Below are 18,945 nucleotides of genomic sequence, written 5' to 3' on the forward strand. Positions count from 1 at the left end.
GTGCTGGAAGGGCGCGAGCAGAACGAATTGATCGAATCCCTGGTGCGCGAGCGGCTGGCGGCGGGGGCGGTGGCCGGGCTGTACAACACCGGGCCCGGCAACGGCATCATCGCCGGCCTGCTGGAGCGGCGGCAACTGGCCGGGCGCTGCGTTTTTATCGGCCACGAGCTGCACCCCACCACCCAGTCCCTGCTGCGCCAGGGCAAAATGCACCTGACCCTGGATCAAAACCCGGAGCTGCACGCCTTCCGCGCACTGGAGCTGCTGATCTGCCACCTGGAACGGACCACCCCGCCCGCCGCCGGCGGCCGCATCGACTTCACTCTGTTCACCCCGGAAAACCTGGGTGACTGAGGACGCCGGATCGCGAGTGGCCGGCTTTGCCCCCACTTTAGCCCTTGTCGCCAGACGGGCCACCGCGGACGTCGGGATACGATGCTTTCGAGCCATCTTGAGCAAAATGTCGCTCAAAAAAGCCAGATTCAATGATTTTTGAGCATAACTTTGCTCAATGAGCGGGGCAGCGGCAGCTCAATCCTGGCGGTGTTCAACACCCTCTTCAAACCCTTCGGCCTCGAGGAAGGGCCTGCTGCCGCACAGCCCGGCGCCGATGAAAAAAATGCTGGCTGAAAACACGTCGTCCGCTGGGACTGAGCCTGCCCGCCCACGGTATCTCCCTTCGAAAAAGCCTGCCCGGCGAATGACGGTGACGCCGGGCATGAATTATTGAGCTCATTTCAATAATGAAGTGAATCCACGTTAATCCATTACATCTTGCAGGGAGTTATATTAACAACGCGTTAACGGTTTGTGGCGATTGAGGCCTGACGTTAACGCCAGGCAAGGTATATAAGGATTATGATTGCATCCACCCCGGATGCAATAAACAGACTCGTCCCTATTTATATGCCAATGGAAATAGCTGAAAGGGTTTTTACCGGCCCAAACAGAAAAGGGAGTTATCGGCCATGTCATCCGTCAGGACATTCTGGAATCAAATGTGGGCTTGGAACGATCAAGCCAAAAGAACGCTGAGGTTTATTCTCACACTGGGATTGAGTCCGGGAAACCAGGATTCGGCCGCGGACAATAAAAGATCGAGGAGTTACAGTAACGCGCAATGGATGGGGCTGCTGATGGGGCCGGCCCTGTTCTTTATTATCAATGCCTTTTTCGCGCCGGCAGGCATGTCGGCCGGGGCGGTGGCGGTATTGGCCATCGTGGCCTGGGTGGCGACCTGGTGGATAACGGAAGCCATTCCCATCCCGCTGACTTCCCTGTTGCCGCTGATCCTGTTCCCGCTGATGGGCGTAATGAACACGGGCGCGGTGTCCGCCTCCTATGGCGATCCGCTGATCTTCCTGTTCGTGGGCAGCTTCATGATGGCGCTGGCCATGGAAAAATGGAACCTGCACCGCCGGATCGCGCTCGGCATCATTTCCTTCATCGGCACCAACCCGAACATGATTATCCTCGGGTTCATGACGGCCACCGCTTTTCTGTCGATGTGGATTTCCAACACCGCCACCACCATGATGATGGTGCCCATGAGCCTGGCGGTCACCAAGCATCTTGCCGACGCCATCCAGAAGAACAGCCCCGGGGTGGACACCACGCCCGGCAACTTTCCCTTCGGCACGGCGATGATGCTGGGCACCGCCTATGCCGCCACCCTGGGTGGTTTCGGCTCCCTGATCGGCGCCCCCGCCAACACCATACTGGCGGCCACCGTCAAGAAGCTGTACGACGTGGAGATCTCCTTTGCCCAGTGGCTGCTGTTCGGCATTCCGCTGGTGGCCATCCTGATCCCGCTGATCTGGCTGTACCTGGTCAAGATTGCCTTTCCGATGAAGGTCAAACATCTTCCCGGTGGCGTGGAGGTGATTAAAAAGGAGAAGAAGGAACTGGGTAAAATGAGCTTCGAGGAAGCCGTGGTGCTGGCAGTATTCTCGCTGGTCGCCCTGGCATGGATAACCCGCAGCTTCGTGCTCAAGGCCCTGATCCCCGGCATCGACGACACCATCATCGCCCTGTGCGGTGCCTTCGTACTGTTTATCCTGCCGGCCAGGAACGCCGCCGGCACTATCCTGGACTGGGACACGGTGAAGAAGCTGCCCTGGGGAATACTGTGGCTGTTCGGCGGCGGCCTGGCCATTGCCGGCGGTATCACCAGCTCCGGCCTGGATCAGTGGATAGGCGGGCAACTGGTCAACTTCACCGAGGTGCCGCTGTGGCTGACCATAGCGCTGATCGTGGGAGTGATCACCCTGCTCACCGAGTTCACCTCCAACACCGCCACCGCCACCATGGTGTATCCCATCGTGGCCGCCGGGGCTGCCGCCCTGGGCATGGATCCCATCATCCTGATGGTGGCGGCCTGCATGGGGGCGACCTTCGCCTTTATGTCGCCGGTTGCCGCGCCGCCCAACGCCATCGTGTTCGCGACCGGTTACCTGAAGATCAGTACCATGGTCAGGGCCGGGATATGGCTGAACCTGCTCGGCGTGGTGTTCTCGGTGATCATCATCTCGTACCTGGTGCCGCTTATCTTCGGCGGCATGCTCTGAGCCTCGGGGCGGTGATATAAAATGACGAAGGGCGGCAAGGGATGCCGCCCTTTTTTCGTTGCCTACCAGATGGAAGGGTTGTCATCCCGCTCCTGCCTTTCCGGCAGGAAGGATTCCTGCAAGTAATCGAGAAAGGCCACGACCTTGGCCGAGATGTTCAGTTTTTCCAGGTAAACCGCGTAAATGTCCGCCGGCGGGGTGGCGTAGTCCTCCAGCACCAGCTCCAGCCTGCCGCTGCGCAGGTAGCGGGCCAGATCCCATTCCGCCCGCATCAGGATCCCGTGGCCGTCCAGGGCCCACTTGAGCGCCACTTCGCCGTCGTTGGTGCTGGCCTTGCCGCTGACCCGGATGTTTTCGGTCTTGCCGTCCTTGGACAGGCGCCACAGGCCGTAGGTAGCGTCGTTCTGCCGGAGCACGATGCACTGGTGCCCGGACAGCTCGGCGGCCGTGGCCGGCCGACCGTGCCGCTTGAGATAGCCGGGGGCGGCGCACAGCAAGCGGCGATTGGCGGCGATTTTTCTGGCGAACAGCCGGGAGTCGGGGATCTCGCCGAAGCGGATGGCGATGTCGATGGCCTCGTCGGGCAGGCTGATAGGCCTGTCGGTCAGTGTCAGCTGTATTTCCACCTCGGGATAAAGCTGCATGAATTCGGACGCCACCGGGGCGATGTAGGAGCGGCCGAAGCCGAGCGGGGCATTGATGCGCAGCAAGCCCTTGGGGGTGGTGCGGCTGTGGGCAACCAGCCCTTCCATGTCCGCGATGTCCGTCAGTATCCGCTGGGCGTGGTGCAGGTAGATCTCGCCTTCGTTGGTCAGGCTGATCCTGCGGGTGGTCCGGTTCAGCAGCCGCACCCCCAGCCGGTCTTCCAGGCTCGACAGCCGCTTGGTCACGGCGGAGGGAGTGACGTTCATCTCCCGGGCGGCGGCGGCCAGGCTGCCGGCCTTGGCCAGCAGGACGAAGAAGCCCAGCTCGGAAACTTGGTTCATTGTTAACCTCAAGGAAAGAATGAAGTGAGCCCTAATCAACCTCAACATTTGATTAACAGCTTACAATGCAATTGTACCATATGAACATCCCTTCCATAAAAAAGGGATTTACCACATGGATATTGAATGGATGCGGCAATAACGCATCGGGTTTTAACCTGGAACCAATTCAAATGACGTGCCTCTTGTCTTTATTTTTGACAAGCCGACAGGAAATGCCGATTTCTGAACAAGAAGAGGATAGCCGTAATGAGCTTAAATCATGACGAAGCCGTAGGTAAATTGACCGATGTCATCGCCAAGTTTACCAGTTATATCGGTAAGCGACTGCCGACGGATGTAAAGGAAAAACAGGCCGAGCTGAGAAAAAAAGAAACCAACCCGCTGGCCATCGCTATTTTCGATACCATGGCAGAGAATCAGGATGCCGCGGACAAGCTCAATAGACCCAGCTGTCAGGATACCGGTGTGATTCAATATTTCCTTACCGTCGGCGCCAAGTTTCCCTATTTGGGCGAGCTGGAAGAAATACTGCGCAATGCCACCATTGAAGCCACCCGTATCGGCCCCCTGCGGCACAACGCGGTGGAAACCTTCGACGAAAAGAATACCGGCACCAACGCCGGCTCCAAGATCCCGTGGCTGGACTGGGATATCGTCCCCGGCGACGACAGCGCCACCATCGAAGTCTATATGGCCGGCGGCGGTTGCACCCTTCCCGGCTCCGCCAAGGTATTGATGCCCGGCCAGGGATATGAAGGCGTGGCCGAGTTCGTGTTCGATGTGATCACCTCCCGCGGCATCAATGCCTGCCCGCCCTTGCTGGTCGGCGTTGGGGTGTCCACCTCGGTGGAAACGGCGGCGCGTCTGTCCAAGAAGGCCATACTGCGCCCGGTGGGCAGCAAGAATGCCAACGACAACGCCGCCCTGATGGAAGAGCTGCTGACCGATGGCCTCAACGAGATCGGCATCGGCCCCCAGGGCCTGACCGGCAACACCAGCGTAATGGGAGTCAACATCGAGTCCTCCGCTCGCCATCCTTCCACCATCGGGGTGGCGGTGTCCACCGGCTGCTGGGCGCACCGCCGCGGCACCATCCGCTTCAATGCCGACCTGTCATATGAAGTCTTGTCACATCAAGGAGTTGTGTTATGAAAAAAGTACTGACTACCCCCATCAGAGACGAAGATCTCGAGTCCCTCAACGTGGGCGACGTGGTGTACCTGACCGGGCAGTTGGTAACCTGCCGTGATGTGGCGCACCGGCGGCTGATCGAGCTCAAGCGCGAGCTGCCGGTCGATCTGAAGGGCGGCGCCATTTTCCATGCCGGCCCCATCGTCCGGGAAAAGGAAGACGGCGGCTTCGAGATGGTGTCCATCGGCCCCACCACCAGCATGCGCATGGAGAAGTTCGAGAAGGCCTTTATCGAGCAGACCGGCGTCAAGCTGATTGTCGGCAAGGGCGGCATGGGCGAGGAGACGGCCCAGGGCTGCCTCGAGCACAAGGCGGTGCACGCGGTGTTCCCCGGCGGCTGCGCCGTGGTGGCGGCCACCAAGGTCGAGGCCATAGAGCGTGCCGAATGGCAGGATCTGGGCATGCCGGAAACGCTGTGGGTCAATCGTGTCAAGGAATTCGGCCCGCTGATCATCTCCATCGACACCAAGGGCAATAACATCTTCGAGCAGAACAAGGCCCGCTTTAACGAGAAGAAGAAACCGGTGCTGGAAAAAATCTACGAGCAGGTCCGCTTCATCAAATAAGCCGCAACACGCCATGGGGCCCGGTATCCGGGCAGGCCAAAGGGCCGGAGCACGGCGGCGGGAGACAAGGGTGGCGACCGGACGGACCGGGCAGGCATGCTGTGGCGGGGGCTCGGTATGTCGGTGGTGGAAGTCCGGTCGACGCCGGCTCCGGCCGCCGCGCTCCGGCGCGGAATTGGCGCCTGACGGATACGGGACCCCGCCCCATCATAAATAAGGAAATCACCATGACGCTGACGCAACGGTTCAACCCCTCCAGAGCGCTGCTCCCCCTGATCCTGGCCGCCCTGGCGGCCGTCGGCATGAACGCCCCGGTCTCTGCCGAGTCCTTTACCTTTTCCGGCGGCCCTGACGGCAGTACTTTCCAGTCCTTCTCCGAGGGCATCGCCAGCCGGCTGTCGAGCTCCATGGAGGGGGTGGACCTGTCCAGCCAGTCCTCTGCCGGCTCGGTGGAAAACCTGCGCCGGGTCGACGCCCGGGACGCCGACTTCGGCATCGTCTATGCCGGCGACATCTACCTGGGGATGCAGGGCAAGCTGGACAACGACCCCCGCCGCTACCGCAACGTCCGGGCCGTCGCCTACCTGTACGGTGCCCCGGCCCACCTGATCGTGCTGGAGGGCTCCGGCATCACCGACGTAGCCCAACTGGCCGGCAAGAAAGTGGCCGTGGGGGAGGTTGGCTCCGGAGCTGCCGCCTCCGCCCGGCGCTTCTTCGAGGGGGTGGGCCTGTGGGACAAGATTGAGCCCCAATATGTCGGCAACAACCAGGGTGCAGCCGCCTTGGGAGAAGGCCGGCTCGATGCCCTCTGGGTGTTCGCCGGCTTTCCCAACGAGTCTGTCAATCAGGCCGCCAACAGCAACAGGATCCGCCTGCTGCAGCTGAACGAGGCCGCCGAGAAAGGCACCCTGTTCCATGATCATCCCTACTACGCCACCGTGATCATCCCCGCCGGTACCTATCCGGGCGTGGATTGCGACGTGGTCACCATCCAGGACTCCGCCCTTTGGGTGGCCGGCCCTCATATGGACAAGGACAGGGTTTACCAACTGATGGGCAGCATCTACTCGCCGGAAGGCCTGGCATACCTGCATCAGGTGCATGACGCTGCCAGGACCATGACCATGGCGTCCGGGCTGAATGGCGTGGTGAACAAGGTCCATGAAGGCGCGGCCCGCTTCTGGACGGAAAATGGACTGACCCTGACGCAGATCCAGCAGTAAGCCGCTACAACCGCTTTGGGCATGTACCGTCACGGCGCCATCAGCAAGTGATTCACGCATTCCGCCTGGCCAGGCGGGATGCTTTCTCTATTAACCGGACGGTCCCCGGGCGGGAAGTTCAGAGCACGGCGTTCTCCGAGGTGCTGATATCGAAGGGCAGCAGCACATGCCGTTAGCAGATGTGCGCCTTGCTGGTGGGGCGCAGGCGGCCCGCCTGCGCCCCAAGAAGCATCATACAGATCAACTGCTACGCTGTTCGGTGTCCTACAGCCCGATATCCCGCACGTTTTCCATTACCACGAAGGTGCTGGTCTGCAGCACATGGGGCAGGGCGGAGATTTTCTCGCCCAGCACCATGCGGTAGGAGGCCATGTCCTTGGTGCGGATCTTCAGCAGGTAGTCGAAGCCGCCGGCGATCATATGGCACTGCTCCACTTCCGCTATTTTGAGCGCCGCCTTGTTGAAGGCGGTAAGGGCCTTGCTGCTGGTGTCGTTCAGGGTGATCTGCACGAAGGAGATATGGCTGAGCCCCAGCTTGCTCTGATCCACCAGGGCGGTGTAGCCGGTGATGTAGCCCTGCTCCTCCAGCCGGCGCATGCGCAGCTGGCAGGGGGTTTTCGACAGCCCGACCCGGGCGGCCAGCTCGGTGAGGGTGATGCGGGCGTTTTCGCGCAGCTCCTGGATGATCTGCAGGTCCGCCCTGTCCAGTTGTCCCATTGTTCTCCTCCCTATTCGTTCAAGGTGCCCATAGCGTTGCGCGCCCTGTTCCCGGCCAAAAACCGGTGATTGGTCGATATGGCTATTTTTATCATTTTTTGTGGTTAAAGGTTAAAAATAAATGCCAATAAAAAGTCCATAAGTGAAGTTGAAGATGCTTATATAGGAAAAATGGGTATTCACTTTCGGTTAGCATGATGCCAACAAAATCGTACACACCGAGGAGAAGGTCGGATGAAAGATCATGCACTGTCGCTGGCGGCTTGCCGGGAGCAGGTTCGGAGTCATTACCTGGCGGATGAAGCCGGGGTGGTCAAGGCCCTGGCGGCCAATGCCCAGGTGTCCGCCGACGTTCGCGCCCGCATGTCGGCCCGGGCCGCCGAGCTGGTGCGCCAGGTGCGCGCCAGTTCCACCCCGACCATGATGGAAAAGTTCCTGGCCCAGTACGGCCTCACCACCAAGGAAGGCGTGGCGCTGATGTGCCTGGCCGAGGCGCTGCTGCGGGTGCCGGACAAGAGCACCATCGACGAGCTGATCGAAGACAAGATTTCATCCGGCAACTGGGGCGAGCACCGCGGCCGTTCCAGCTCCTCGCTGATCAACAGCTCTACCTGGGCGCTGCTGGTCACCGGCAAGCTGCTGTCGCCGGTGGACCGCCAGGGCCTGGCCACCACCTTGCGTGCCATGATCAAGCGCCTGGGCGAGCCGGTGGTGCGCACCGCCGTCGGCCAGGCGATGAAGGAGATGGGGCGCCAGTTCGTGCTGGGCCGCAACATCGAAGAGGCGCTCAAGCGCGCCAATAAATACGAGGAGCGGGGTTACACCTATTCCTATGACATGCTGGGCGAGGCTGCCCGTACCGACGCCGACGCCCTGCGTTACCACAAGGCCTACTCCGATGCCATCAAGTCCCTAGCGTCGCACTGCAAGCACCCGGACATCCGCCAGAACCCGGGCATTTCGGTCAAGCTGTCGGCGCTGCACGCCCGCTACGAGTTCGGCCAGAAAGCACGGGTGATGAACGAGCTGGTGCCCCGCACCCTGGAGCTGGCCAAACAGGCCAAGGCCGCCAACATGGGCTTCAACATCGACGCGGAGGAAGCGGATCGCCTGGACCTGTCCCTGGACGTGATCGAAGCGGTGCTGTCCGATCCCGCCCTGGCGGACTGGGACGGCTTCGGCATCGTGGTGCAGGCCTTCGGCAAGCGGGCCGCTCACGTGCTCGACTGGCTGTACGCCCTGGCCGACAAGCTCGACCGCCGCATCATGGTGCGGCTGGTGAAAGGCGCCTACTGGGACGCGGAGATCAAGCGCGCCCAGGTGATGGGGCTGGCGGACTTTCCGGTGTTCACCCGCAAGGTCAACAGCGATCTGTCCTATATCGCCTGCGCCAAGAAGCTGCTGGGCATGACCGACCGCATCTATCCCCAGTTCGCCACCCACAACGCCCACTCGGTGTCGGCCATCCTCGAGCTGGCCCAGGGCCGCGACTGCTTCGAGTTCCAGCGCTTGCACGGCATGGGCGAGTCCCTGCACGACGCCGTGCTCACCAAGCAGGGCACCCGCTGCCGCATCTATGCGCCGGTGGGCGCCCACCAGGATCTGCTGGCCTACCTGGTGCGCCGCCTGCTGGAAAACGGCGCCAACAGCTCCTTCGTCAACCAGATTGTCGACACCCGCATCCAGCCCGAGGATATCGCCCGGGATCCCTTCGATGCGGTGGCGGCCATGGGCGACCAGGTGTCGAGCAAGACCATAGCGCGCCCGGCCGATCTCTACGGCGCCAAACGCCGCAACGCCCGGGGCTGGGACATCACCAACCCGGTAGAGGTGGCGGAGATCGAGGCCGCCCGCGCGCCCTTCAAGACCCGACAGTGGACCGGCGGGCCCGTGATCGCCGGCCCGGTGAGCAGCACCCTGACAGAGGAAGTGCGCAACCCGGCGGTGCCGTCGGACCTGGTGGGCCATGTCACCCAAGCGTCGAAAGAGGATATCGACACCGCCATCGCCGCCGCCCGCACCGGGTTCGAGCTCTGGTCCGCCCTGCCGGTGGCCGAGCGCTGCGCGCGCATCCGCCGGGTGGCCGACCTGTTCGAGGAGCACGCCGCCGAGCTGTTCGCCCTGGCCACCCGGGAAGCGGGCAAGACCCTGCTGGATGGGGTTGCCGAAATCCGTGAGGCGGTCGACTTCGCCCGCTACTATCCGAATGAAGCCGAGCGCAACCAGGACGTCGGCGCCGGCCGAGGCGTGATCGCCTGTATCTCGCCCTGGAACTTCCCCCTGGCCATCTTCGCCGGCCAGGTGCTGGCGGGGCTGGCGGCGGGCAACGCCGTCATCGCCAAGCCCGCCGGCCAGACCGCGCTGATCGCCAGCCGGGCGGTCGAGCTGATGCACGAGGCCGGCATTCCCCGCGAGGCCATCCAGCTGCTGCCCGGCAGCGGCAGCACCGTGGGCGCGGCGCTGACCTCGGACCCGCGCATCGACGGCGTCTGCTTTACCGGTTCCACCGCCACCGCCCAGCGCATCAACAAGGTGATGGCCGAGTCCATGGCGCCGGACGCGCCCCTGGTGGCGGAAACCGGCGGCCTCAACGCCATGATAGTGGACTCCACCGCGCTGCCGGAGCAGGTGGTGCGCGACGTGCTGGCCTCTTCCTTCCAGAGCGCCGGCCAGCGCTGCTCCGCCCTGCGCATGCTCTATGTGCAGAAGGACATCGCCGATCACCTGCTGGAGATGCTGTTCGGCGCCATGGACGAGCTGCGCCTGGGCAACCCCTGGCAGCTCGACACCGACGTGGGCCCGGTGATCGACGAGAACGCCAAGCGCGGCATTGAGGCGCACTGCGAAAAGTTCGCGCGCCGGGGGCGGGTGCTCAAGCAGCTGCCGGTGCCCGCCGAGGGGCTCTTCGTGGCGCCGACGGTGATCAAGCTCGAGGGCATCCACGAGCTGGAGGAGGAGATCTTCGGGCCCGTGCTGCACGTGGCTACCTTCGAGGCCCATGAACTCGACCAGGTGGTGGACCAGATCAACGCCCAGGGCTTCGGCCTGACCTTCGGCCTGCATACCCGGGTCGACAAGCGGGTGGAGCGCATCACCGGCCGCATCAAGGTCGGCAATATCTACGTCAACCGCAACCAGATCGGCGCCATCGTCGGCTCCCAGCCCTTCGGCGGCGAAGGGCTCTCGGGCACCGGTCCCAAGGCGGGCGGTCCCCAGTATGTGCGCCGCTTTATGAAGGTGGACACCGGGGCGGGCGTGCCGGCGGCGGCGGCCGCGGTAACGGCGGCCCAGGTGCAGGAGGCCATCGGCCGGCTGGACGGCAAGGACTGGGCCCGCGCCCAACACCGGGCCGAGCGGCTGGCGCCCATCTTCGGCACCGTGCCGGCGGCGCTGGACGCCACGGCGGAAGAGATGCCGGGCCCGACCGGCGAACTCAACCGGCTGCGTTGCTTTGCCCGCGGCACCCTGCTCTGCCTGGGGCCGGATCTGGCCTCGGCCATGGCCCAGGCCGGCACCGCCCTGTCCCAGGGCAATGCCGTGGTGGTGGTGGCGCCCGGGGCGAGTACGGCGCTGGCAGGCGCCGCGGCGGCCGGCATTCCGGCCATCGGCCTGGACGGCCTGCTGCAGCCCGCCGCCCTCGAAAGCCTCAGCGGCTTCGAGGCGGTAGCAAGCCATGCCGACACCGCCACCCTGCGCCAGTACCGGCTGGCCCTGGCGCGCCGCGACGGTGCCCTGCTGCCGCTGATCACCGAGCAGGCGCTGCCCGAGCGCTTCGTGATCGAACGCCACCTGTGCGTCGACACCACCGCGGCGGGCGGCAACGCCAGCCTGATCGCCGCCTCGGAGTAAGCCCCGGAGGGAACCGTGCAACGCATGCCGCCAAGGCGGCATGCGTCCGCCGGCGCCCCAGTAAGCCGCATGCTGACCGCCTTTCCCGCCGGGAAAGGCGGTTTTTTTATGTTTCCGGCTCCCCATCGCTGCAGGCTTGCGCCACGTGAACGGGCGCCTACGGGTAAGGCATGGCGCTGCTTGATTTTTGAACTTTCTTGGTGCTCTGGGGCCAGGACAGAGGCCCTGTTACTACCAATCCTGCTATTGATATCGAAAAAGATTATTTATGAATATATGAATTGGATTTTATATTTCATAAAGGAATAAGAAATCAGAGGCCAGGCAGGATCATGAACCTACAGCAGTTACGGATAGTACGGGAAACGGCGCGGCGGCAGTTCAACCTGACGGCGGTGTCGACGGCCCTGTTCACTTCCCAGTCCGGGGTCAGCAAGCACCTGCGGGATCTGGAGGAGGAGCTGGGCGTGACCCTGTTCGAACGGCGGGGCAAGCGGCTGCTGGGGTTGACCGAGCCGGGCGAGCTGGTGCTGGGCTCGGTGGAGCGGATCCTGGCCGAGCTCGACAACATGCGTCAGGCGGCCCAGCAGTTCGTGCACAGCGACAGCGGCAGCCTGCGCATCGCCACCACCCACACCCAGGCCCGCTACGCGCTGCCGGCGGTGCTCAAGCAGTTCCAGCAAAAATTCCCCAAGGTGCGGCTGGCGCTGCACCAGTGCGGGCCCGACGAAATCGCGGAGCTGCTCAAGGCCGGCGAGGTGGACGTGGGCATCGCCACCGAGGGCCTGCTGGCCAACCAGCGGCACTTCGCCTGCTTTCCCTATTACCGCTGGCATCACAGCGTGGTGGTGCCCGAGGCGCACCCCCTGGCCCGCCTGCCGCAGGTTTCGCTGGCCGATATCGCCGCCTATCCGGTGATCACCTACCACGAGGGCTACACCGGTCGGAACAACATCGACGAGGCGTTCCGGACGGCGGGCATCCAGCTCGACATCGCCATGTCGGCCCTGGATGCGGACGTGATAAAGACCTATGTGGAGCTGGACTTGGGCATCGGCATCATGGCGTCCATGGCCTTCGACGAGCGGCGGGATCAGGGGCTGCGGTTGCTCGACTGCCGCCAGCTGTTCCCCACCAACACCACCTACCTGGGGGTGCGGCGGGGCTCCTTTCTGCGCGGCTATGTCTACGACTTCCTCAGCCTGTGCAGCCCCGGGCTGACCCGGGAAGCGGCCGACGAGGCCATGTTCGGCGTCGAGGAGGCCGAGCCGGTGTGAGGTGCGGGCATGGCATCCATGCCCGGGGAATAACAGACCAAGGGGGGAGGCCGCGGCCTCCCCCCTTGCTTGAGCTTTTTTGAGGATTCAGGCGCTGTGCTGGTTGAGGAACACTCGGCTTTGCAGCGGGCGCAACCAGGCATCGTCGCCGGCGAGCAGTCCCAGGGTGCGGAAGTGGGTCTTGGGCAGCTCGGCCTGGATCAGCCCCTTGGCGTCGTCCGCCCTGAGCTCCAGCCGGACGGTGGGGCCGACCACGGTCAGGCTCTCGAGCACCGCGTGCAGGGCGTCCGGCGCCGGGCCGGCCAGTACCTCTATCTCGTGGGGGCGAACGTAGGCCAGGCCGGCCTCGTTTTCCACTTCCTTCAGCTCCGGTACCGGCAAGCGCAGCCCGCCGATGGTGGCGGCGCCCTGGCCCACCCGGGCGTGGAACAGGTTGACGTTGCCGAGGAACTGGTACACGAAGGGATTGGCCGGGTGATCGTACACCTCTTCCGGCGAGCCTTCCTGCTCGACCCGGCCCTGGTTCATCACCACCACCCGGTCGGACACCTCCAGTGCCTCTTCCTGATCATGGGTCACGAACACGCTGGTGACGTGAATTTCGTCGTGCAGCCGGCGCAGCCAGCGGCGCAACTCGGCCCTGACCTTGGCGTCGAGGGCGCCGAAGGGCTCGTCCAGCAGCAGCACCTTGGGCTCCACCGCCAGGGCGCGGGCCAGGGCGATGCGCTGGCGCTGGCCGCCGGACAGCTGGGACGGATAACGATCGGCGGTCCAGTCCAGCTGCACCAGCTCCAGCAGGCTCATCACCTTCTTGCGGATGGCGGCCTTGTCCGGACGCAGCCGGCGCGGGCGCACGGTCAGGCCGTATGCCACGTTTTCGAATACCGTCATGTGCTTGAACAGGGCGTAGTGCTGGAACACGAAGCCCACCCCCCGGTGGCTGACGTGCAGATCGGTGGCGTCTTCCCCGTAGAAGGAGATGCGGCCGGAGTCCGGCTGCTCCAGGCCGGCAATCATGCGCAGCAGGGTGGTCTTGCCCGAGCCGGAGGGGCCGAGCAGGGCGGTGAGCTGCCCGTCCGGCAGGGTCAGGTTGATGTTGTCTACCGCGACAAAGTCGCCGAAACGCTTGTTCAGGTTCTCAATCTTGATGCTCATGGGTCAACTCGCAGAATGCTGGTGGTTACGCTGTTCGAGCCACTCCACCCCGGACTTGAGGGCGATGGTGACCAGGGCCAGGCCGGTGAGGATGGAGGACACCGCGAAGGCGGCGGTGAACATGTACTCGTTGTAGAGCACCTCGATATGCAGGGGCATGGTGTTGGTTTCGCCCCGGATCCGCCCGGAAACGATGGCCACGGCCCCGAATTCGCCCATGGCGCGGGCGTTGCAGAGGATGATGCCGTAGATGAGGCCCCACTTGATGTTGGGCAGGGTCACGTACCAGAAGGTCTTGAGGCCGCTGGCGCCCAGGGTGAGGGAGGCTTCTTCCTCCTGCTTGCCTTGTTGCTGCATCAGCGGGATCAGCTCGCGCGCCACGAAGGGCAGGGTGCCGAAGGTGATCACCAGCACGATGCCGGGCACGGCGAAGATGATGCGCAGCTCATGGGCGCTGAGCCAGTCACCCAGCCAGCCCTGGGAGCCGAACAGGATCACGAAAATCAGCCCCACCACCACCGGCGAGATGGCGAAGGGCATGTCGATAATCGACAGCAATATAGGCTTGCCGCGAAACTCGAACTTGGCGATGGCCCAGGCGATGGCCACCCCGAAGATGACGTTGGCGGGCACCACCAACAGCACCACCAGCAGGGTGAGGCGGATGGCGGCGGCGGCGTCGGGTTCGGTCACGGCGGCGAGCCAGACCGACAGCCCCTGCTCGAAGGCGCCGTACAGCACCACCAGCAGCGGCAGCACCAGGAACAGCGCCAGAAAGGTCAGGGCGATGCCGGTGAGGGTGCGCCTTACCCAGGCGGGCTCTTCGGTGGCCCGCTGCCAGTCGCTGCCGGTGGCGAGCGGGGCGGAGTGGGTTAGTGTGGTCATGGTATGGTCTCCGACACATCAGTGGGCAAAGCGGCGGCTGGACCACCACTGCAGGAAATTGATCACCAGCAGCATCACGAAGGCGGCCAGCAGCATCACGGTGCCGATGGCGGCGGCGCCGTTATAGTCGTACTGCTCGGCCTTGGCCACGATCAGCAGCGGGGTGATCTCGGTCTTGTAGGGCAGGTTGCCCGAGATAAACACCACCGAGCCGTATTCGCCGATGGCCCGGGCGAAGGCCAGGGCAAAGCCGGTGAGCAGGGCCGGCAGCAGCGCGGGCAGTATTACCCGGCGCACCGTGGTCAGCCGGCCGGCGCCCAGGCTGGCGGAGGCTTCCTCCAGTTCGGCTTCCAGATCCTCCAGCACCGGCTGCACGGTGCGCACCACGAAGGGCAGGCCGATGTAGGTCAGGGCCAGTACCACGCCAATCTGGGTATAGGCGATGCGGATGCCGAAGGCGTGGAAATACTGGCCCACCCAGCCGGTGCTGGCGTACAGGGTGACCAGGGCGATGCCGGCCACGGCGGTGGGCAGGGCGAAGGGCAGGTCGATAAGCCCGTCCACCAGCCGCTTGCCGGGAAAGGAATAACGTACCAGCACCCAGGCCACCAGGGCGCCGAACACCAGGTTGATGGCGGCGCCGATAAAGGCGGCCGAGAACGACAGCTTATAGGAGGCCACCACCTGGGGATGGCTGATGGCGCGCCAGAACTCCTCCCAGCTCATCAGACTGGTATAGAGCAGCAGGCTGCCGACCGGGATCAGGAAAATAAAGGTCAGGTACAACAGCGAAAATCCCAGGGTCAGACCGAAGCCCGGGATTACGCTGCGACGCCTGGCGGAGGAAAACATCATACTGCACTCCTTGAGCGGGGCCCGAGGGCCCCTGAGTTCTGTTAACGGTTAACGCTTGGCGATGCTTTCGAGAATAGCGTCGAACTTGCCACCGTCGTTGAAGTGGGTGTCCTGGGCCTGCTGCCAGCCACCGAACACGTCATCGATGCTGAACAGTTTTACATCGGGAAACTGCTCGGCGAACTCGGCGGCGATGTCGGGGTTGGACGGGCGATAGTAGTGTTTGCCGGCCAGGCGCTGGGCATCATCGGTATAAAGCCCTTCCAGGTAGGCCTGGGCAATGGCGCGGGTGCCCTTGCGGTCGACATTCTTGTCCACCACCGTGACCGGCGGCTCGGCCAGGATGCTGATCGAGGGCACCACGATTTCGAACTCGCCCTTGCCAAGCTGCTCGACCGACAGGAAAGCCTCGTTCTCCCAGGCGATGAACACATCCCCCAAGCCACGCTGCACAAAGGTGTTGGTGGCGGCGCGTGCGCCGGGGTCCAGCACCGGCACGTTCTTGAACAGTTTTTCCACGAACTCGTAGGCTTTTTGCTCGTCACCGCCATCTTGCTTGAGGGCGTAACCCCAGGCGGCCAGGTAGTTCCAGCGGGCACCGCCGGAGGTTTTGGGGTTGGGGGTGATCACTTCCACGTCGTCGCGGATCAGGTCATCCCAGTCCAAAATGTTCTTGGGATTCCCCTTGCGCACCAGCAGCACTATGGTGGAGGTGTAGGGCGAGCTGTTGTTGGCCAGCCTGGACTGCCAGTTTTCCGGGATCAGCTCGCCGTGCTGGCGCAGGGCGTCCACGTCGTAGGCCAGGGCCAGGGTAACCACGTCCGCCTCCAGGCCATCGATCACCGAGCGGGCCTGGGAGCCGGAGCCACCGTGGGACTGGCGAACAGTCACCTTCTGGTCGTGTTCGGCCTGCCACCGGTCGCTGAACCACTGGTTATATTCCCGGTACAGCTCCCGAGTGGGATCGTAGGACACGTTGAGCAGGGTCACCGGACTGGCGGCCAGGCTGGCGAAGGCGGTGGCGGAAAGCAGGCCGGCGGCGGCCAGTTGTTTGAAGGTACGATTGAGTTTGGACATCCTTTTGTCTCCTGAGTCGATGATGGTATCGGTGTCTGGGAAGGATGTTAGGGCAGGGGTTAACCTTTAAAAACGAAATAAAAAATAAATTCTTATCTGAAAAATGAATAAAGAAGACGGTCGGCAGATAAGGCGGAACAGCGGTGCGCGTATAGCCCAAAGCTCGGTCAGGAGCTCTGGGCTATGTGCAAAGATCAAAGCAAGAGATGGACGGCCAGCCCGGCCAGGGCACTCAGGCTGAGCACCAGGATCACATTGCGTTTATAGCGGAACAGGGCGATAGCGGCGGCGAGGGCGATCAGGGCCGATGGCCAGTCGAACAGGCCGCCAAAACCCTGGGGCCAGAGCACGTGATAGCCGAAAAACAGCGCCAGGTTCAGGACCACCCCGACCACGGCGGCGGTAATGGCCGTCAGGGGCGCGGTCAGGTGGAGGTTGCCGTGGGTAGACTCCACCAGGGGACCGCCGGCGAGAATAAACAGGAAAGAGGGCAAAAAGGTAAACCAGGTCACCAGGGCGGCCGCGGCGGCGCCGGCCAGGAACAGGCTGTCCGGGCCGAACAGCGCCTTGACATAGCCACCGACAAAGCCGACGAAGGCGACCACCATGATCAGCGGGCCTGGTGTGGTTTCGCCCAGCGCCAGGCCGTCGATCATCTGGGTGGGGCTGACCCAGCCATGGTGCCCCACCGCGCCCTGGTAGACATAGGGCAGCACCGCATAGGCCCCGCCGAAGGTCAGCAGGGCCGCCTTGGTAAAGAACCAGCCCATCTGGGTCAGATCATGGGACCAGCCCAGGGTGGTGGTCATGGCCGCCATGGGCAACAGCCAGAGCAGGGCACCGACCAGCAGCACCCAGCCCAGCCGCGACCAGCGGAACACCGCGTGCTCCGGGGTGGGGGTGTCATCGTCGATGATCGCCGGGCCGGCTGCGGTGGAGGAGGCGGCATGGCCGCCGCCGGCCTGGAAGCGGGACGGGGTGATGCGGCCGCCGATGTAGCCGATCAGGGCGGCGCCCAGCAGTATGGCCGGGAAGGGCAGGTTGAAGGCGAAAATGGCGATGAACGAGGCGGTGGCGATGGCCCAGAGCACCCGGTTTTTCAGCACCCGGGAGCCGATGCGCCAGGCGGCCTGGGCCACGATGGCGGTGACCGCCGGCTTGATGCCGTAGAAAATCCCCTCCACCAGGGGCACATCGCCGAAGGCCAGGTAGATCCAGGACAGGCCGATAAGGATAAACAGGGAGGGCAGCACGAACAGGATGCCGGCCACCAGCCCGCCCCTGGTGCGGTGCAGCAGCCAGCCGATATAAACAGCCAACTGCTGGGCTTCGGGCCCGGGCAGTACCATGCAGTAGTTGAGGGCGTGCAGGAAACGCTTTTCGCTGATCCAGCGGCGGCGATCCACCAGCTCGCTGTGCATGATGGCGATTTGCCCGGCCGGGCCGCCGAAACTGATAAAGCCCAGCTTGAGCCAGAACAGCAGGGCCTGCCAGAAACTGACCTCGGCTGGCGGCGCCTTGGTATCGGCGAGGGGGTGCTTCATCGGGAAATGTCCTTTTCAAAGGTGGTGAGTAAACCGTCGAAGACGGTGCTGGCGGCGGCCAGCAGGGCATCGTCGTCGGCGAGGGTGTCGCGCAGGCCGGCCAGCAGGCTTTCGATGCCGCTGGCCTCGGGGGGCGGGATGCCGCCCACGTCCAGGTAATGGACGATGCCGGCCAGGCGCTGCAAGGCGGTTGTGCCGAGGCCGAAACTGGCCAGCAGCACCTCGAAGGTGACCAGGTCGCCGACATGGCTGAAGGCGGCGCCGTCGAAGTCGAAGCCCAGCGCCTCGGGGGGACAATCCCGCACCGACGTCAGCCACAGCAGCCGGGCGCCGGGATCGATAAAGCGGCGAATAAGCCAGGCGCTGGCCAGCCGGTCGACCCAGGGGCGGGCGCGGGTGGCCCACAAGCTGTTGCGGTAGTCGGCGATATTCAGCGCCGGCAGCGGCGTGCCGGTCGGGCTGGGTTCGTCGGGGCTCATCCGGCGGGCTATTTCCCGCTCCAGCTGCACCAGGGCCGTTTCCGCCTGGTGTTGGGGCTGGTCGGGGAAGAAGTCGATGGCGGCCAACTGGCCGAAACGCTTGCGCAACTTGCGTACCTGTTTGAGGTTGTCCTGGGCTGGCGTGGCGGCCAACTGTGCCTGCAGTTCGGCGAGTTCGCCCAGGAATTCCTTGAACTCCTGGCCGCGATCAAACCAGGGGACAAAATCCGGCCCTTCTTCGTTGCGGGTGTCGAGCAAAAACGCGGTGCCGCCCTGTTCGCCGACATCCCGGGCGATCTGGCGAAGGGTCGGCCGCAGCTCGTCCCGTGCCGGCAACAGGTAGACACCGTCGCGCAGCACGGCGGCGCCGGAGGCCTTGAGCGCCCGCCAGGCCCGCATGCGCGCGGTGGCATTCCCGGTGGGCAGCGTCAGGATCAACAGTAGCCAGTTCATAGTCGTAGAGATAAAGACATTTTTGTAGAGAGTGCTACAAGAGTAGTGATGTCTTTTCCCCTGCGCAAGAGCTCCGCCAGCGCCCCACCACAGCAAGGTGCCAATCTGCAGTTGTCCT

At 63.7% G+C, this 18,945-nt stretch carries 15 protein-coding genes; 7 read left to right on the forward strand and 8 right to left on the reverse strand.

Features of this window, described 5'->3' with window-relative positions; translation table 11 throughout:
• The coding region (locus tag CGX12_RS19805; RefSeq protein ID WP_217898109.1) for a type 1 periplasmic-binding domain-containing protein at positions 1-354 on the forward strand (354 nt) is incomplete at its 5' end.
• Between the two features lie 770 nt (positions 355-1,124).
• Positions 1,125-2,567, forward strand: coding sequence for an SLC13 family permease (locus CGX12_RS03150; protein WP_198401846.1), 1,443 nt, complete (start codon positions 1,125-1,127; stop codon positions 2,565-2,567).
• 62 nt (positions 2,568-2,629) lie between these two features.
• Here the strand turns inward: CGX12_RS03150 and CGX12_RS03155 are convergent, their stop codons facing one another.
• Positions 2,630-3,553: a LysR family transcriptional regulator gene (locus CGX12_RS03155; protein WP_094038450.1), complete on the reverse strand. Its 924-nt coding sequence runs from the start codon at positions 3,551-3,553 to the stop codon at positions 2,630-2,632.
• Positions 3,554-3,802: 249 nt separating this feature from the next.
• Here CGX12_RS03155 and ttdA point away from each other — a divergent pair, with 249 nt between their 5' ends.
• The 3 genes from ttdA (at position 3,803) to CGX12_RS03170 (ending at position 6,536) form a co-directional block, all read left to right on the forward strand.
• Positions 3,803-4,708 (forward strand): L(+)-tartrate dehydratase subunit alpha, encoded by a 906-nt coding sequence (gene ttdA, locus CGX12_RS03160; protein WP_094038451.1) that lies wholly within the window; start codon positions 3,803-3,805, stop codon positions 4,706-4,708.
• Entirely contained in the window at positions 4,705-5,313 is a 609-nt protein-coding gene (gene ttdB / locus CGX12_RS03165; protein WP_094038452.1) for a L(+)-tartrate dehydratase subunit beta, read from the forward strand. The genes ttdA and ttdB overlap by 4 nt, the downstream gene beginning before the upstream one ends.
• 227 nt (positions 5,314-5,540) lie before the next feature.
• Positions 5,541-6,536 carry a TAXI family TRAP transporter solute-binding subunit gene (locus CGX12_RS03170; RefSeq protein WP_094038453.1) on the forward strand — a complete coding sequence of 332 codons (996 nt, stop codon included), beginning with the start codon at positions 5,541-5,543 and terminating at the stop codon, positions 6,534-6,536.
• Between the two features lie 264 nt (positions 6,537-6,800).
• Here CGX12_RS03170 and CGX12_RS03175 read toward each other — a convergent pair whose 3' ends face one another.
• A complete protein-coding gene (locus CGX12_RS03175; RefSeq protein WP_094038454.1) occupies positions 6,801-7,253 on the reverse strand; it encodes an Lrp/AsnC ligand binding domain-containing protein in 453 nt (150 codons plus the stop codon).
• A gap of 234 nt (positions 7,254-7,487) precedes the next feature.
• Here CGX12_RS03175 and putA point away from each other — a divergent pair, with 234 nt between their 5' ends.
• Positions 7,488-11,102 (forward strand): bifunctional proline dehydrogenase/L-glutamate gamma-semialdehyde dehydrogenase PutA, encoded by a 3,615-nt coding sequence (gene putA, locus CGX12_RS03180; protein WP_094038455.1) that lies wholly within the window; start codon positions 7,488-7,490, stop codon positions 11,100-11,102.
• Positions 11,103-11,434: 332 nt separating this feature from the next.
• On the forward strand, positions 11,435-12,379 hold the full coding sequence (locus CGX12_RS03185; protein ID WP_094038456.1) for a CysB family HTH-type transcriptional regulator: 945 nt from the start codon (positions 11,435-11,437) through the stop codon (positions 12,377-12,379).
• An 87-nt stretch (positions 12,380-12,466) separates the two neighbouring features.
• Here the strand turns inward: CGX12_RS03185 and CGX12_RS03190 are convergent, their stop codons facing one another.
• From CGX12_RS03190 to CGX12_RS03215, 6 genes are all read right to left on the reverse strand, one after another.
• A complete protein-coding gene (locus CGX12_RS03190) occupies positions 12,467-13,534 on the reverse strand; it encodes a sulfate/molybdate ABC transporter ATP-binding protein (RefSeq protein ID WP_094038457.1) in 1,068 nt (355 codons plus the stop codon).
• Between the two features lie 3 nt (positions 13,535-13,537).
• Complete coding sequence (gene cysW, locus CGX12_RS03195) at positions 13,538-14,419, reverse strand: sulfate ABC transporter permease subunit CysW (RefSeq protein ID WP_094038458.1); 882 nt, start codon at positions 14,417-14,419, stop codon at positions 13,538-13,540.
• Positions 14,420-14,437: 18 nt separating this feature from the next.
• Complete coding sequence (gene cysT / locus CGX12_RS03200; protein ID WP_217898110.1) at positions 14,438-15,274, reverse strand: sulfate ABC transporter permease subunit CysT; 837 nt, start codon at positions 15,272-15,274, stop codon at positions 14,438-14,440.
• Between the two features lie 48 nt (positions 15,275-15,322).
• Entirely contained in the window at positions 15,323-16,351 is a 1,029-nt protein-coding gene (locus CGX12_RS03205; RefSeq protein ID WP_094038459.1) for a sulfate ABC transporter substrate-binding protein, read from the reverse strand.
• A 194-nt stretch (positions 16,352-16,545) separates the two neighbouring features.
• Complete coding sequence (gene chrA / locus CGX12_RS03210) at positions 16,546-17,895, reverse strand: chromate efflux transporter (RefSeq protein ID WP_094038460.1); 1,350 nt, start codon at positions 17,893-17,895, stop codon at positions 16,546-16,548.
• Positions 17,892-18,827 carry a chromate resistance protein ChrB domain-containing protein gene (locus CGX12_RS03215; protein ID WP_094038461.1) on the reverse strand — a complete coding sequence of 312 codons (936 nt, stop codon included), beginning with the start codon at positions 18,825-18,827 and terminating at the stop codon, positions 17,892-17,894. Before CGX12_RS03215 ends, chrA begins: the two co-directional genes overlap by 4 nt.
• Positions 18,828-18,945: the final 118 nt, after the last annotated feature.

Origin of the sequence: Zobellella denitrificans (genome assembly GCF_002237365.1) — a bacterium.
In the GTDB taxonomy this organism is placed as follows: domain Bacteria; phylum Pseudomonadota; class Gammaproteobacteria; order Enterobacterales; family Aeromonadaceae; genus Oceanimonas; species Oceanimonas denitrificans.